The sequence below is a fragment of the Facivitalis istanbulensis genome (assembly GCF_040560405.1).
Taxonomy (GTDB): Bacteria; Pseudomonadota; Alphaproteobacteria; order Sphingomonadales; family Sphingomonadaceae; genus Sphingomonas; species Sphingomonas istanbulensis.
This window is the reverse complement of the sequence record NZ_JAVSCQ010000026.1, coordinates 14,993-30,117: the sequence shown is the minus strand read 5'-3', so window position 1 is coordinate 30,117 and position 15,125 is coordinate 14,993. Positions and strand designations below refer to the sequence as shown.

Genomic DNA, 15,125 nt, shown 5'->3' with positions numbered 1-15,125 from the left:
ACCCATCCCACTCGGTTGGCGGATACACCCATGCGGCACGGGTGATTGTTAGCGTTCCGTGAAAGCGAGGCCCTATACACGGTTCCGCGCGAAACTCAACCGGCGATCCGGCGCTTGCGGTGAAGCGTTGCGCCGGTCATGGAGCCTCCCCATGCCCCACCGCGTTGATCCCCGATGAGTGTCGCCTTTCGCCGCGAATCCGATGAGGAACATCTCGAACCCAAATTCGAGCTGCCGATCCCGCCCGGCCCCAATTGGGTCACGCCGCGCGGGGCTGAGCTAACGCGCGCCAAGGTGGCGGAGGTCGAGGCGGCGCTGGCCGCCGCCGCCGAGGAGGATGAACGCACCCGGCTCCAGCGCGAGTTGCGCTATTGGAACACCCGCGCCGCCACCGCCGAACCCGCCCCCGCACCGGCGGAGGACGAGGTCGGGATCGGCAGCGTGGTGACGATCCGGCTCCACGGACAGACCAGGACGCTGACCATCGTCGGTCATGACGAAGCCGATCCGGCGCAGGATCGCATCGCCTATGCCGCGCCGCTCGCCCGCGCACTGATCGGCGCGATGGCGGGCGAGGCGGTGGCGTTTGGCGGCAAGGCGGATGCGGTGGAGATCCTGGACGTCGCCAACCCCGCCTGACTGTCCCCTATCCTCCTCAGCCGATCGCCCCTAAAGCCCCGCCATGCAAATCTATGACGCGATCATCCTCGGCGCGGGCGCGGCGGGGCTCATGGCGGCGGCGACCGCCGGCCAGCGGGGGCGGCGCGTGCTGGTCGTCGATCATGCCGAGGCGGCGGGCAAGAAAATCCTGATCTCGGGCGGCGGCCGGTGCAACTTCACCAATATCGGCACGGCGCCCGAACGCTTCCTGTCGGCCAACCCGCATTTCGCCAAGTCCGCGCTGGGCCGCTACACCCCCGCCGACTTCCTCGCGCTGGTCGAGGCGCATGGCATCGCCTGGCATGAAAAGACGCTGGGGCAGTTGTTCTGCGACGGATCGGCGCGACAGATCGTCGCGATGCTGCTCGACGAATGCGACAAGGCCGCGCGCGCGGGCGGCGCAGTGGAGATCGCGCTGAACACCCCGGTCGCGCGGGTCGAGCATGACGGCACCGCATTCCGTATCGCCAGCGGCGCGCGAACCGCCACCACGCCCCGGTTGATCGTCGCGACCGGCGGCCCCAGCATCCCGAAAATGGGCGCGACCGGCTATGCCTATGATCTCGCCCGCCAGTTCGGGTTGAAGGTGGTGGAGCCGCGCCCCGCACTGGTGCCGCTGACATTGGGCGGCGAGGAGACGCTGTTCCGCTCGCTGTCGGGCGTCGCGTCGGAGGTCATCGCGCGCGCGGGCAAGACCCGGTTTCGCGAGGCGGCGCTCTTCACCCATCGCGGGCTGTCGGGCCCGGCAATCCTGCAAGTGTCATCCTATTGGCGGCATGGCGAGGCGATCGGCATCGACTTCACCCCCGATGCCGCGGCCGACTGGCTGATCGCCGCCAAGCACGCGCAACCGCGCCAGTCGCCCCGCCGCGCGCTGGGCCAGCATCTGCCCGACCGGCTGGCCGAAACGCTGGCCGAGCGACTGGCGCTGCCGCCAGAGCTGGGCGCGGCGACCGACAAGGCGCTGACCGCCGCCGCCGCCCGCCTGTCCGACTGGCCGTTCCACCCCAATGGCAGCGAAGGCTATGCCAAGGCCGAGGTCACGGTCGGCGGCGTTTCCACCGCGGGCCTGTCGTCGCGCACTATGGAGGCCCGGACGGTGCCGGGACTGCATTTCGTCGGCGAGGCGGTGGACGTCACCGGCTGGCTGGGTGGCTATAACTTCCAATGGGCCTGGGCGAGCGGCCGCGCGGCGGGCGAAGCCGTCTGACCGGCGATTACAGCGAGGCCATGCCGATCCCCGGCCGCGCCCAGCGCGCCATCCGGTCATCCGCCTGCTGTCGCACGAAACAGGCCCCGCCCTCGCCGCGATAGCGACCGCACAGCGCATCCGCCTCCGCCCGGCTGAGCCCGCCGATCGACAGGCGATGCAGCGTGCCTTCGGGCCGATGGACCACCCCGCTCAACGGCACATGCTCGGCCAGACCCGCCAATTGCCGGGTCAGCTGGGCCCAGGCTTTCTGGGCATTGGCCTCCTGGCCAAAGGCCCCGATCTGCACATTCCAATCGCCATGCGCGCGACGCGGCTGGCGCGCTTCGGCCCGGCGCAACAGCGCGGGAGCCGAGACGGGGGCGGCGGCGAACTGCGTCAGGCTGGGGGCCGGACCGGTCGCCATCGGTGCGGCCGCGGGCTGAAGGGGCTCAACCAGCGCCTGAACCACGGGCTTTGACGCGGCGAAGACCGGCGCGGGCGGCGGGGCGGCCGACTCGGCCATGGCGGGCGCGGCGGCGGGTTCGGACTGCGGCAGGGCGCGCGCCATGTCGGCGACCACCACGGCCGAGGGCGCGGCATTGATCGCCAGCGTGATCGGCTGCCCGGTATCGACCGCCGGCCGCACGCCCAGCAACGCCGCGACCTGTTCGGCGGGATTACCGACGCGGACGAAATCGGCCCATTGCTGCATCCGCGCCTCGACATCGGCGGGCGCCATATCGGCCGAGGCGGCCATGCGCGCCATGTCCCACTGGCCGCTGAGCGCCAGCGCCAGCGCCAGATTCTGCCGGGTCTTGGCCGTCGCGCCCTGTTCGCGCGCGGCGGCGGTCAGGATATGCACCGCCTCGCCGGATGCGCCGCCTAGCGCCAGCGCCAGGCCGCGATCGGCGGCGGGAATGCTCGCGGCATGCGCATCGAGCAATGTCCGGGCCCCCGCGCCATCCCCGCCCGCGATCATCGCGAGCGCCAGGTTCAGCGCGCTGCGCCCGTCATTCGGGTCGAGTTGCAGCGCATCGGCGAAAGCCTGTCGCGCCGAGGCGAAGCGCCCCGCCTGCAGATAGCTCTGCCCCAGAAGCTGGCGATAGGCCGCATTATGCGGTTCCGCCGCGACCAGCCGCTCGGCCAGCGCCGTGGCCCCTTCGCCGTCGCGCTGCGCCAGGATGCGACGAGTCCGGTCGGCCAGCGCGGCGGTGGCGCGGGACTCGCCGGCCGACACGTCGTTCAGCCGTGCGGTGCGATGGTTGCTCGTCGAACAGCCCGACAGTCCGCCGGCAACGATCATCGCCGCCAGGCTGCTGCCGACTAGAGTGCGGATCGCGGTCATCGACATCACCCATTCTTCTGGTTGCGAAAGGATGGCCATGCGCCGGTCGCGCGAAATCCTGTGGTCGCGCCGGGCCTGATCGTCCCCCAAATTCCACGCGATCATGCCCCCGCCGGTCATAACGAAGCGTTAAGCGTGGCGGGGTCACATGGTGCGACTTTACCCCCGCCCGCCAGCGGGGCATGGTCGGCCCGGAAATCATGAGGGAAAGAACCACGATGCGCCGCTTCGCCACCGCCGGTGCCGCCCTGATCGCGGTCGTCGCCAGCCTGACCGCCATGCCCGCATCCGCCGACGTCAAGGCCGGGGTGGATGCCTGGGCCCGGGGCGATTTCCGCCAGGCGGTGGAGGAATGGCGCGGCCCCGCCGTCGCGGGCGATGCCGATGCGCAGTTCAATCTGGGTCAGGCCTATAAGCTGGGCCGCGGCGTGCCCGTCGATCCCACGCTTGCCGAAAGCTGGTTCCGCAAGGCCGCCGCGCAGGGCCATGTCCAGGCCGCCGACAATTACGGCCTCGCCCTCTTCCAGGCGGGAAAGAAGACCGAGGCCTTGCCATGGCTGGAGAAATCGGTCGCGCATGGCGAACCGCGCGCGCAACTGGTGCTGGGCACCATGTTGTTCAACGGCGACGGCGTGCCGCGCGACAATCCGCGCGCCTATGCGCTGATGACGCTGGCGTCCGAATCGGGCCTGAAATCGGCTTCGGAAACGCTGACGCAGATGGACCAGTATGTGACGCCCGCCGAACGCGCGCGCGGCGTCGCGATGGCGCAGCAGATGAAGGTGCGGCTGACCAGCATGGCCGCGACACCCGGCAACGCACCGGTGGCGACGCGGCCGCCCGCCACCGTCAAGCCGGTGCCCCTGCCGCCCTCGACCCCGGCAAGGCCCGGCTATGGCGCGAGCTATGCCACGCCCGGTGCCCGGACCGACACCGCGCAGACCGATGCGACGCCCCAGCTCTCACCCAGGACGGCCGCGCCAAAAACGGCCGTGCCGCGCCCCGCCGCCGCCAGGCCCGAACGCCCGGTGGCCAAGCACCCGGCGCAAGGCGCGAACACTGGCCCCTGGCGGATTCAGCTCGGCGCGTTCCGCGATCGCGGCAATGCCGAAGCGCTTTGGGCGAAGGTTCGCGGGCGACTGGGCGGCGCCCGCCCTGCCTTCGTCGCGGCGGGCGGCGTGACACGGCTCCAGGCGGGCGGCTATGCCAACCGCACCGAGGCCGAGGCCGCCTGCCGCCGCTCGGGCCAATCCTGCGTCGTCGTCGCACCGTAAAGGCGACGCCCCGGAAGGAGGCGCGCGCCGCGCGCCTTCAGGCGTTGGCGGCGATCCATTCCTCCACCACCGGGGCGATCCGGTTGCGCCATTTGGAGCCGTTGAAGATGCCGTAATGGCCGACATTCTCGGCCATGTAATAACGCTTCTTCGACTCGGGCAGGCTGGTGGCCAGGGTCAGCGCGGCGCGGGTCTGCCCCAGGCCGGAGATATCGTCGCGCTCGCCCTCGATCGCCAGGATGGCGATATCGGTGATCGCAGCCGGATCGACCGGCTTGCCCCGGTGCCGCATCTCGCCCTTGGGCAGGGCATGACTCTGGAACACCAGCTCGACCGTCTGGAGGTAGAATTCGGCGGTCATGTCGCACACCGCGCGATATTCGTCATAGAAGCGCTTGGTCGCGTCCGCCTCTTCGTCGTCGCCCTGGACCAGATGCTTGAACATCTCCCAGTGCGAGATCATGTGGTTGCCCAGATTCATCGACATGAACCCGGCCAGTTGCAGGAAGCCCGGATAGACCCGCCGCCCCGCGCCGGGATAGGTCATCGGCACGGTCGCGATCGCATTCTGCTCGAACCAGGCATGGGGCCGTTCGGTCGCCAGCAGGTTGACCGCCGTCGGCGCCTCGCGCGTGTCGACCGGCCCGCCCATCAGCGTCAGCGTGCGTGGGGTGCAGGGATGCTTGTCCGCGCTCATCACGCACGCCGCGACATAGCAGGGGACCGAGGGCTGGCACACCGCCAGCATATGCGCGCCCGGGCCGATCGCCTCCAGAAAGGCGATGACATAGTCGACATAATCGTCGAAATCGAACCGCCCGTCGGACAAGGGCACCAGCTTCGCATCGCGCCAGTCGGTGATATACACCTCGCAGCTCGGCAGCATCCGCTCCACCGTGCCGCGCAGCAGCGTGGCATAATGGCCCGACATCGGCGCGACGATCAGCAGCTTAGGGCTGTCCTCCACCCCTTCGCGGCGGAAACGCTTGAGCTGGCCGAAGGGCTTGCGCAGCACGATCTCCTCGTGAACTGCCACGTCGCGGTCGCCGATCCGGGTCTTGGTCAGACCGAAGGCAGGCTTGCCGCGGGGGGCGGAGGCATGGGCGAACACCTCCAGCGCGGACCCCATGATCGCGCCGCCGCCCAGATAGGCGAAGGGGTTGGCCGGATTCTGCAACAGCCCGGCCCCGAAATTGGCGAGGGCGCTGGCCCCGGCCAGCATCGAGCGTTGCATCTCATAGGCGTCGTAGAGCATCGTCCATTCCCCTGCGCGCACCTGACCCAGGGCGCGATCATAGCATGCGATCTAGCACGAAATGCTTGGGGCAAGATGACCAGAATATGGCCATCGCGACATTTTACGCGCCCACGCCCCTACCCTTGGCCCGCATGGGAGCCGGTCATCGCCCCGTCGCCGATGCGCGAATGCGCCCGAACGATGCGCAGGCCATGTCGGTTGGCGTTGAGCCCATGCCTGCGCGCTGCTAGGCCCCCGCGGATCATGGTCAAGTCCGCCGCCGCTCCCAAGCCCGCCGTCCCGCCCAGCCGCCGCCTGAGCAACCTCAAGATGGTCTGGCGCTTCACCCTGCGCTATCCGGGGCATCTGGCGGCGGCCGCGCTGTCGCTGCTCGTCGCGGCGAGTTCCACCCTGTTCATCCCGCGCACCTTTCAGAAGGTGATCGACCATGGCTTCGGGCATGCCGCCAATACCGGCGACATCGCCCCCTATTTCCAGGGCCTGCTGGCCGTGGTGCTGGCGCTGGCCCTGGCCACCGCGTTCCGATTCTACTTCGTATCGTGGCTGGGCGAGCGCACCGTGGCGGATATCCGCATCGCGGTGCAGGCCAATCTGCTGCGCCTGGCCCCCCGCTATTTCGAGGAGAATCGTCCCTCCGAGATCGCCAGCCGGCTGACCGCCGATACCGCGATCATCGAGCAGGTGGTCGGCTCCACCGTCTCGATCGCGTTGCGCAACATCGTGATCGGGATCGGCGGCACCATCTATCTCTTCGCGCTGTCGCCCAAGCTCACCCTGTCGCTGCTGGTGTGCATTCCGCTGGTCGTGCTGCCCATCGTGCTGCTGGGCAAGAAGGTGCGCGGCTATTCGCGCGACAGCCAGGACCGGCTCGCCGATATCGGCGCGATCGCGGTCGAGACGCTGGGCGCGATGAAGGTCGTGCAGGCCTTTGGCCAGGAGCGTCGCGAGGGCGAACGGTTCGAGGCCGCGGTGAGCAACGGCTTCGCCACCTCGCGCCGCCGCTTCCTGCTGCGCGCGATCATGACCGCGACGGTGATCGGGCTGTTCTTCGGGGGGCTGACGCTGCTGCTGTGGGAAGCGGTGGCGGACGTCGCCAGCGGGCGGCTCTCGGGCGGATCACTGACCGCGTTCGTCGTGACCGGGATGCTGGTCGCGGGCTCGTTCCAGGCGCTGACCGAGGTATGGGGCGATATCCTGCGCGCGTCGGGCGCGGCGCAGCGCCTGTCCGAACTGCTCGCCGAACAGCCCGAGATCGCGCCGCCGCCGGCCCCCGCCGTGCTGCCCGTCATCGCGATCGGCGCGCTGCGGTTCGAGGATGTGGTGTTCCACTATCCCACCCGGCCCGAAGTCGCCGCGCTCAACGGCTTTTCGCTCGACATCCGACCGGGCGAGACGGTGGCGGTGGTCGGCCCCTCAGGGGCGGGCAAGTCGACCCTGTTCCAGTTGGCCGAGCGCTTCTACGATCCACAGGCGGGCAGGGTTTCGCTGGACGGGGTCGATCTGCGCGATGCCGACCCGGCGGCGATCCGCAGCCGGATCGCGATGGTCCCGCAGGAAACGGTGATCTTCGGCGCCTCGGCGCGCGACAATCTGCGCTATGGCCGCTGGGAGGCGAGCGACGACGAACTCTGGGCCGCCGCCGAGGCCGCCAATGCGGGCGATTTCCTGCGCGCCCTGCCACAGGGGCTCGACACGTTCCTGGGCGAGGGCGGCGCGCGGCTGTCGGGCGGGCAGCGGCAGCGGATCACCATCGCGCGCGCGCTGCTGCGTGATGCGCCGATCCTGCTGCTGGACGAAGCCACCAGCGCGCTCGACGCCGAGAGCGAGCAGTTGGTCCAGCAGGCGCTGGAGCGGCTGATGACCAATCGCACCACCCTGGTCATCGCCCATCGCCTCGCCACCGTGCGCGCCGCCGAACGGATCGTGGTGATGGACGGCGGGCGCATCGTCGAACAGGGGCGTCATGCGGACCTGATCGCGCAGGGCGGCCTCTATGCCCGGCTGGCGAGCCTGCAGTTCCACGACGTGGTAGGATGAGGCCGGTTTAATACCACATTTACCGGCGTCGCTCCGGCCGATTCCCTTTGCATGCAACTTCGCTCAGCAAACCTCGGACAGCGAGACCGGGCGGCGTGGCGATACCGATCCGCGCCGCCGCCTCAAGGCTCCCAGCACTCGCCGAACCCCTTAACCCGCTGAATACCCGACCTTTCCTATGACGCGCAAAGCCGCTTGCCCCTGACCGCCCTCTCCCCTAGGCTCCGACAATACCATTTGAATACCGGAGAGACAGGATGAGGCGGCGGGCAATCAGGGCAATGGGCGGCGTGCTTCCGATCCTTGGCGCGGCGATGCTGGTGACGCCAGCCGCCATGGCCGAGCCGGTGACGCGCCCCATGCTCTATCCCGCTCCCACCGCGCTGACGCTGGGACAGGGCGCAATCCCGCTGGGGCGTTCGGTGGCGCTGATCGTCGCCCCCGAGACCGAGGCGGGAACGGTCGCGCTGGTCCGCGCGATCCTGACCGACGCGGGCGTGACCGAGATCGTCCAGGCCGGGCGCCTGCCCGCCCGCTTCGATCGTCCCCATATCATGCTGGGCTCCGACCGCGCGGCGATCGTGCGCGACGCCCTGTCGCGCAGCCATGCGCAGGCGGACGACAAGGCCGAGGGCTATACGCTGGCGGCGACCGCCGCGGGATCGGGCGGCCTCATCACGCTGGCCGGGCATGATGCCGATGGCCTGTTCCACGCGGTCCAGACCCTGCGCCAGCTTGCCCGCCGCGGCGCGATCCCCGCGCTCATCATCCGCGATCACCCCGCCATGCCGGTGCGCGGCACGATCGAGGGTTTTTACGGCGCGCCCTGGTCGATGACCGATCGTACCCGGCACCTCGACTTCCTGGCGACGGTGAAGGCCAACACCTATGTCTACAGCCCGAAGGACGACCCCTTCGCGCGGGACAGGTGGCGCGATCCCTATCCCGCCGCCACCCTCTCCGCGCTGGGCATGCTGGCCGAGGCGGCGCGGCGCAACCATGTCAATTTCGTCTATGCGATCTCGCCCGGCCCCTCGATCTGCTTCTCCGACCCGGCGGACGAGCAGGCGCTGCTGCGCAAATTCGCCGCGCTGCGCGGGATCGGCGTTCACAGCTTCTATGTCGCGCTGGACGATATCGAATATCAGAAGTGGAATTGCGACGCCGACAAGGCCGCCTTCGGTCCGTCGGGCGCGGAAGCGGCGGGGATCGCCCAGTCGAAGCTGCTGAACGCGGTGCAGGCGGATCTTATCCGCCAGGACCCGGCCTCACGCCCGCTGATCATGGTGCCGACCGAATATTATGACGCGAAGGAGAGCCCCTATAAGGCGGCGCTGCGCAAGGCGCTCGATCCGCGCATCATCGTGCAATGGACCGGCACCGATGTCGTCCCCCCCGCCATCTCCATCCCCGATGCGCAGGCCGCCGCCAAGGCGTTCGGGCGCAAGACGCTGCTCTGGGACAATTATCCGGTCAATGACTATGCCAGTTCGGCCGGGCGGTTGCTGGTGGCGCCCTATGTCCGGCGCGAAAGCGGGCTGTCGGGCGAGCTGACCGGCATCCTGTCCAACCCGATGAACCAGGAAGCACCCAGTCGCGTCGCAGTGGCGGGCATCGCGTCCTTCGCCTGGAACGATAAGGAGTATGACGCGCAGCGCATCTGGTATGCCGCGACGCGCGATCTGGCGGGCGGGGATGCACAGGCGGCGGCGGCGCTGCTCACGCTGTTCGATACCCAGCATCTCGCCCCGACCTTTGGCAGCCAGCCCTGGCAGGAACAGGCCCCCCGGTTGCGGGCGCTGCTGACCGGGGTACGCGAGGCGCTGGCCGAGGGCGATGCGGGCGCGCGGGCGCGGGCACTGGCCGATCTGCGGGCGCAGGCGGACGAACTGGCGGGCGCGTCGGACATGATCCGCGCTGGCGTGGCCGATCCGGGCTTTGTCGCGCAGACCCAGCCCTGGCTCGACGCGCTCCAGCTTTGGGGCCGGGCGCTTCAGATGACCACCGCCGGGCTGGAGGCCGCCGATCGCGAAAGCCCGGCCGCAACCCGGTATTTCGCCGAAGCGAAGGCCCTCGCGGCCAAGGCCGCCGCCGTCCAGACCATTCCCGGCGCGACGCGTTTCGGCGGGTCGGTGAAGATCGCCGACGGCGTGCTGGACCGCTTCATCGACGACGCGCCCGGCCTAATCGCGGTTACGGCGAAACCGTAACCGTCCGGCTGGCGCGGCGGCCATCGGGGGTACGGGTCCGCAGGTCCACCGCCCCCGACACCGCGACCGGCTCGTCATAGCGCCGCCATGAGGTGGTGCCGGTACGATATTCGATCGGCGTGCCGGGGAATTCGGCATTCGCCTCCAGCCGGCCGCCGGTGATCCGCGCGCCCGGCGGGGCAAGGCGATAGGTGACGCCCGCCCGGTCGAGCAGCCGCATCTGCACCCCCATCCGCCCCGCGAAATCGCGCCAGCCGGTCAGCAACCTCGCCCGATCGACGCGCGGGTCGCCGGGATCATAGCTGGCACCCGCGACATAGGTGGGCTCCCAATCCGGCTTGCTCCACGCGCGCTCGGCCAGCGCCAGCAGCCGGGGGAAGAGCATATAGACGACCTGGCTGTCGCGGCGGACCGTCTCGCTCCACAATTGCGCCTGTATCCCCGCGATCGCCCGACCCGGCTGAAGCGGCACGGTGTCGGCAATGGCCTTGGGCTGGGCGAGGATATTGGGGATCAGCGCGGCATTGGCGGCCAGATTGCCCGGCATGAAGCCGAACACCTGGAAACTGTCCACCCCGCGCGACGCCCAGTCATAGCCGGTCTCGTCCGGATCGGCGGCATAGGGCATGTCGAAATAGCCGAGATCGGGGATCGACAATACCGTCTTCCACCCGAGATTGGCCTGGCCATGCGCCTCCGCCACGCCGCCGGCGTGCAGGTTGCTCCAGATATTGGTCTGGACCCTGGGCGGCATCCTCGCCGGGTCGGTATGGCCCAACCCATCGCTCCACCCCGCGACCGCGATCCCGCGCCGGGCGAGGTCGGCGGCGATCCGCTCGATGAAGTAGGCCCCGAGCTGTCCGGGTTGCAGCCCGGTCCTCGCCATCATGACCTTGCACGCCGGCGACTCCCGCCACGCCCCCGCCGTCTCGTCCGCGCCGATATGGTAGGTGGTCAGCGGCACTCCCGCCGCCTTGTGAAGCGCCGCGATCGAATCGATCACCGTGTCGATGAAGCGATAGGTGCTGTCGAGACAGACGTTCAGCGTGTTGTCGTCATAATGCTGCACGCTGGAATAACGGGTGGTGTCGGCCGGCTCGACCAGCCGATAGCGCTCGGCCCCCGTACGGTCGCCCCTGGCCATCAGCCGCTGATAACGGACCTCCATCGCCCGGATCGCCGCGCGCGAATGGCCGGGCATGTCGAAGGACGGGATGACCGCGATCTGCCGCGCGGCGGCGGCGCGCAGGATGTCGCGATAGTCGGCAGCGGTCAGATAACCGTTGGTCGCCGCCTCCCTCGCCGGATCCGCGCCCAGTTGCGGCGACAGGCAGGTCCGTTCGGACAGGTCGGCGCAGCGATACGCCCCAACCCCGGTCAGTTCGGACAGTCCCGCAATCTGCAACCGCCAGCCTTCATCGTCGCCCAGATGCAGGTGCAGCGTGTTGAGCTTGTACGCCGCCATCTGCTCGATGAGCTTCAGGATTTCCGCCTTGCTATGGAAGTTGCGCGCCAGATCGATGTGCAGCCCGCGAAAGCCATAGCGCGGCGCATCCTCGACGATGAGCGGGCGCAGGCGGGGCCCTTCCGCCGCCATCTGCTGCGCCAGCGAGCGCAACGCATAGGACGCGCCTGCCGCATCCGCTGCGGTGACCGACACGCCCGTCGCGTCGACCGCCAGCCGATAGCCCTCGGGCCGCAGCGTGGCATCGCGCCGCACGGTCAAGGCCACCCGCCCCTTCCCCACCGGCCCCGCCCCCACCGGCAACGCCGCCAGCGCAGGCACAAGCGCGGCGCGCGGCATGTCGCCGACCAGCCGCCATCCACCCGACAGGTCGAGCGCCGCCCCGCCGGGCCGCGTCGCCCTGGCCGGGCGCGGCAGGATCGCGACATCGACCGGCGTGGCCGTCCCGCGCGCGGCATAGAGGTCGAAGGCGCGCTCGGGCGTGCGCCACAGCGTCCGGTCGTCGGGCGCGCCGCGGGCGAGCGCCGCCTCATCGGTCATCGGCGCGACGAAGGGCAGCGTCTCCAGCCCCGTCGCGGCATCGGTCCCGGTGCGGGTCGCGCCGATGACGCGCGGGGCCAGGCCGGGCGCGACAAGCAGCGCGTTGGGCATCATGTGGTTGCGCGAGAAGAAGGCGCCCAGCCCGGTCAGCTTCACATGATAGACCTGCCCGGGCCGAAGCGTCCTGCCGGGCTTCAGCGTCAGGACATTGAGGTCGCCGTTGATCGTGCGATTGTCGAATTGGTCGCTGTCGATCCGCAGCACCGGGTTGACCAGACTGTAGCGGATTTCGACCGGCAGCGCGGGGGCATCGTCAGGGACGCGGATCGCGATATCCGCCTCGAAACAGCGCGGGATGCCCGCCGGACAGGCGGCCGGGCGATTGGTGAGGATGGTGTAGCGATAGCCCAGACTCGCCGCCAGCCGGTCCAGATCGGCCTGCCCCTGCGCCAGCGGTGCCGCCGCCAGGATCGCGGTCGAAGCCCATAATGCCATCATCTCGAACCCGTTCCGCCACGCCTTCCTGGTATTATATTGGACCATGATCAGGCCATGGGCGCAATCCTCGGCGGTGAACGGGCCACATGATGGCTCCCATCGCTTCACGACAGCCCCCGGCCCCGTGTCGGGCCGGGCCAGCTCGTGCGGGGGTGACGCCGCCACCGCGACCGCCTATCTCCTCCGTCATGAAAAAGCCCAAGCCGGGTCTGCCGACCCGTGAGCAAATCCTCTCCTTCATCGAACAGTCGGACCAGCCGGCGGGCAAGCGCGAAATCGCGCGCGCCTTTGGCCTCTCCGCGCAGGAGAAGATCGGGCTCAAGGCCCTGCTCAAGGACATGGCGGACGAAGGCCTGATCGACAGCGCCCCCGGCCGTGCCTTTCACAAGATGGGCGGGCTGCCCAAGGTGACGGTGCTGCGCATCGTCGATGTCGATGATGGCGGCAATGTCTGGGCCGAACCCGAGCGGTGGGAAGCAGAGGGTGCGCCGATCCCGCGCGTCCGGGTGCGCGAGCGCAAGCGCGGTTCGCTTGGCATCGGCCAGCGGGTGCTGGCGCGGACCGAGGAAGCGGGCGGCGGCTGGATCGCGCATGTCATGAAGACGATCGCCCCCGCCGCCGAACAGATACTGGGCGTGCTGCGCGAGGAGGCGGGCCGGTTCTGGCTGACCAGCGTCGACAAGAAGGAACGGCGCGAATGGATGGTGTCCGACGCCGGCGACGCGCAACCGGGCGATCTGGTGCTCGCCGAAAAAGCGGGCCGCCCGCCGCGCCTCACCGCGCGCGTGACCGAGCGGCTGGGCGATCCCTTCGCGCCGCGCAGCTTCTCGCTGATCGCGATCCACAAATTCGAAATTCCCGACCGGTTCCAGCCCGAAACGCTGGAGGAGGCCGAGCGGATCGCGCGCCAGCCGCTGGGTGACGACCGCGAGGACCTGCGCCACCTGCCCATCGTCGCGATCGACCCGGTCGATGCGCGCGACCATGACGATGCGGTCTGGGCCGCGCCCGACGACGATCCCGCCAATCCCGAGGGCTGGCGCGCCATCGTCGCGATTGCGGATGTCAGCTTCTATGTCCGCCCCGGCTCTGCGATCGACAAGGATGCGCGGCGGCGGGGCAATTCGGTCTATTTCCCCGACCGGGTGGTGCCGATGCTCCCCGAGATCCTGTCGGCGGATGTATGTTCGCTGAAAGAAGGCGAGGATCGCGCCGCGCTCGCCTGTCATTTGCAGGTGACGAAGGACGGCAAGCTCAAGGGTTTTCGCTTCACCCGCGCGGTTGTGCGGCTGGCGGCGAACATCGCCTATGAGGACGCCCAAGCCGCGATCGACGGCGAGCTGCCGCATCCGCTGACCGAGACGGCGCTGCGCCCGCTCTGGAATTGCTGGGCCGCGCTGGCAAAGGCACGGGACGCGCGCGAGCCGCTCGACCTCGACCTGCCCGAGCGGCGGGTCGTACTGGACGAAAGGGGCCGCATCCTGTCGGTCGCGCCGCGCGCGCGGCTGGATGCACACCGGCTGATCGAGGATTATATGATCGCGGCCAATGTCGCCGCCGCCAAGGCGCTGGAGGCGAAGAAGGCCCCCGTCATGTACCGCGTGCACGAGGCGCCCAACCGCACCAAGCTGGTCGCGCTGAAAGACTATCTCGAAACCTTCGACATCCCCTTCGCTATGGGACAGGTGATCCGTCCGGCGACGTTCAACCGGATCATCGACACGATCGGCGACGCCGATTTCCGGCCGCAGGTGATGGAGCAGATCCTGCGTTCACAGACCCAGGCCTATTATGCGCCGGTCAATCAGGGGCATTTCGGGCTGTCGCTCGGCTCCTATGCCCATTTCACCTCGCCGATCCGGCGCTATGCCGACCTCGTCGTCCACCGCGCGCTGGTCGGCGCGTACAAGCTGGGCGATGGCGGGCTGCTGCCCGAGGGCGACGAGATGGAGCGGCTGGGCACGTCGATCAGCCAATTTGAGCGCCGCGCGATGGAGGCGGAGCGCGAGACGATCGACCGCTATGTCGCAGCGTACCTGTCCGAGCATGTCGGGCAGGTGGTCGAGACGCGGATCACCGGCGTCACCAATTTCGGCTTCTTCGCCACCGTCGACGGCGTGGGCGGCGACGGGCTGATGCCGATCCGCGACCTGGGCGGCGACTATTTCCATTACGACGAAGCGTCGCAGCAGTTGCTGGGCGAGAAGAGCCGCGAAATCTACAGGCTGGGCCAGCGCCTGCCGCTGCGGCTGGCCGAGGCGAACCCGGTGTCGGGGGCGCTGCGCTTCGAACTGCCCGACGGCAAAGGGGCGAAACCCGAACCGCGCCGGGTGCTGAAACGGCGCGGGCGGCCTGCGAATATCCGGCATAACGGCAAGCGGCGGTAACGGCGCTTACCTAGACCACCGAGGCGGACGCCCATTTCGGCGAAGGTTATCGGTACTTTCGCCGGGCCTATCCGCACTGCACCACCCCGTTGCCTTCGCCATGCCTACGCAGCTTCACCACCCCGGCGAAGGCCGGGGTCCAGTTGCCATGGCCTGTCGAAGGCGCGGTACGATCGCCTGAACGGCGCGCCACCTGCGGCTTCGGGACTGGACCCCGGCCTTCGCCGGGGTGATGCAGGAGAGGCGGGCGGCCTAAAGT

General features: G+C 69.3%; 9 protein-coding genes. 6 read left to right on the top strand and 3 right to left on the bottom strand.

The genetic code is table 11. The annotated features are described in order from the left end of the window. Positions 1-174 precede the first annotated feature (174 nt). Entirely contained in the window at positions 175-639 is a 465-nt protein-coding gene (locus RN629_RS13995; protein ID WP_407035761.1) for a GreA/GreB family elongation factor, read from the top strand. 43 nt (positions 640-682) lie between these two features. Continuing rightward, positions 683-1,870: a BaiN/RdsA family NAD(P)/FAD-dependent oxidoreductase gene (locus tag RN629_RS13990; protein WP_407035760.1), complete on the top strand. Its 1,188-nt coding sequence runs from the start codon at positions 683-685 to the stop codon at positions 1,868-1,870. Between the two features lie 7 nt (positions 1,871-1,877). Here the strand turns inward: RN629_RS13990 and RN629_RS13985 are convergent, their stop codons facing one another. Further along, on the bottom strand, positions 1,878-3,197 hold the full coding sequence (locus RN629_RS13985) for an SPOR domain-containing protein (RefSeq protein WP_407035759.1): 1,320 nt from the start codon (positions 3,195-3,197) through the stop codon (positions 1,878-1,880). A gap of 218 nt (positions 3,198-3,415) precedes the next feature. Here RN629_RS13985 and RN629_RS13980 point away from each other — a divergent pair, with 218 nt between their 5' ends. Beyond that, positions 3,416-4,471, top strand: a complete 1,056-nt coding sequence (locus tag RN629_RS13980) for an SPOR domain-containing protein (protein WP_407035758.1) — start codon at positions 3,416-3,418, stop codon at positions 4,469-4,471. A gap of 37 nt (positions 4,472-4,508) precedes the next feature. Here RN629_RS13980 and RN629_RS13975 read toward each other — a convergent pair whose 3' ends face one another. Further along, positions 4,509-5,726, bottom strand: a complete 1,218-nt coding sequence (locus RN629_RS13975) for a polyhydroxyalkanoate depolymerase (RefSeq protein ID WP_407035757.1) — start codon at positions 5,724-5,726, stop codon at positions 4,509-4,511. Positions 5,727-5,972: 246 nt separating this feature from the next. Between RN629_RS13975 and RN629_RS13970 the strand changes: the two genes are divergently transcribed. Both RN629_RS13970 and RN629_RS13965 read left to right on the top strand, forming a co-directional pair. Next, complete coding sequence (locus RN629_RS13970; protein WP_407035756.1) at positions 5,973-7,766, top strand: ABC transporter transmembrane domain-containing protein; 1,794 nt, start codon at positions 5,973-5,975, stop codon at positions 7,764-7,766. A 281-nt stretch (positions 7,767-8,047) separates the two neighbouring features. Next, positions 8,048-9,976, top strand: coding sequence for a beta-N-acetylhexosaminidase family protein (locus tag RN629_RS13965; protein ID WP_407035787.1), 1,929 nt, complete (start codon positions 8,048-8,050; stop codon positions 9,974-9,976). On the opposite strand, the gene RN629_RS13960 is transcribed toward RN629_RS13965, so the two are convergent. Further along, on the bottom strand, positions 9,960-12,644 hold the full coding sequence (locus RN629_RS13960; RefSeq protein WP_407035755.1) for a family 20 glycosylhydrolase: 2,685 nt from the start codon (positions 12,642-12,644) through the stop codon (positions 9,960-9,962). The two genes, RN629_RS13965 and RN629_RS13960, sit on opposite strands and share 17 nt — an antisense overlap. A gap of 23 nt (positions 12,645-12,667) precedes the next feature. Here RN629_RS13960 and rnr point away from each other — a divergent pair, with 23 nt between their 5' ends. Then, entirely contained in the window at positions 12,668-14,866 is a 2,199-nt protein-coding gene (gene rnr / locus RN629_RS13955; RefSeq protein ID WP_407035754.1) for a ribonuclease R, read from the top strand. The last annotated feature ends 259 nt before the right edge of the window (positions 14,867-15,125 follow it).